Below are 1,202 nucleotides of genomic sequence, written 5' to 3' on the forward strand. Positions count from 1 at the left end.
AGACATGGCCACACCAGAGCTTTGTGTTAGCTCCTCTTAGGCTCACGCCACCAAGAGCACCAGGAGGGGAAAGCACATGGCTGGATACAACCCCGACTTCCTCAGACGCCTGCGCACCGCCGTGGACGAGTTCGGCACCGCCTTCGAGAACTGGGCCAAGACCCAGGACGAGTCGGACATCCTCAGCACCCACGGCTTCCTCCCGACGATGCGCACGAAGGACGGCGAGGACCCGGCCAAGGTGCGCACCCTCGAGCTCGACGTGGCCGAGGCCGCCGGCGCCGCCTCCCGGGCGGTCACCGTCACCGGAGCCCACATCGGTGTGGTCGGCTTCGGGCCGCTGGACCCGCTCGCCAACTGGGCCCTCATGTCCGCCCCCAAGGCCTTGTTCAGCGCGCAGGACGTTCGCAACACCGTGGCCACCGTGCGCGGCCGCCTCCGCCTGATGATCGACGAAGCCGAAGCCACCGTCGGGACGGACCTGCCGGCGTTCGCCCCCGCCCAGTTCCACCCGGTCGTCTGGAGCGCCGCCGCCGCGCACTGGACCAACCATCAGTACCGGGTCGCGGTGCGGGAAGCCGCCGAGGCGCTCAACGTGCACTGGAAGGACCGGGTGGGCCGCCACGACGTTGACGACACCTCGTTCTGGCAGCAGACCCTCTCAGCGGGCGAGCCGAGCCCTGGCAAGCCGAAGCTCGCCTGGCCGGGCACCCCGACCGACAAGACGACCAAGAGCATGCGCGGCGGACTGGAACCGCTGGGCAGTGGGCTCATCAACCTGAGCTCCGCGCTCAAGGACCTGGCCGCCGGTCTGAACCTCACGGTCCGCAACGTCACTACCCACACCCGGGACGAGCTGACCGAGCAGGAGGCCATGGAGCGCCTGGCCGCCTACAGCTACCTGGCTCGCCTCCTCGACCGGTGCGAGCTGCGAACCGCACAGGAGCCCGCCCAGCAGTAGCTGATCCGGCGCTGCCGGGGTCCGCGAGGCTGGCCGTCCTGGTGGCCGCGCCGCAGGGCCGCGCACCGTCACCCTTGTGCCAGACCCGGACGCGACAAGGCCCAGGGCGACAGGCCGTCCGCCTGCCGCCCCGGGCTCCGGCCTCCTACACCCAACGCATCCCGAGTTCGGTGAGCCGCTCGGCACGGGCGGCGGGAACGGTGGCGCGCCTGCTGCGGCTGTTGGCGATGAACAGGCCGAG

General features: G+C 70.6%; 1 protein-coding gene. It reads left to right on the top strand.

Features of this window, described 5'->3' with window-relative positions; translation table 11 throughout:
* Positions 1-76: 76 nt before the first annotated feature.
* Complete coding sequence (locus tag AA75_RS15310; protein WP_033820567.1) at positions 77-961, top strand: TIGR02391 family protein; 885 nt, start codon at positions 77-79, stop codon at positions 959-961.
* Positions 962-1,202 lie beyond the last annotated feature (241 nt).

It is taken from the genome of Kitasatospora sp. MBT63 (assembly GCF_000710465.2).
Lineage (GTDB): Bacteria > Actinomycetota > Actinomycetes > Streptomycetales > Streptomycetaceae > Kitasatospora.

What these genes read in the sequence shown, in the direction of transcription:
- AA75_RS15310 (WP_033820567.1), top strand. Translation starts at nt 77, where the DNA reads ATGGCTGGATACAACCCCGACTTCCTCAGACGCCTGCGCACCGCCGTG.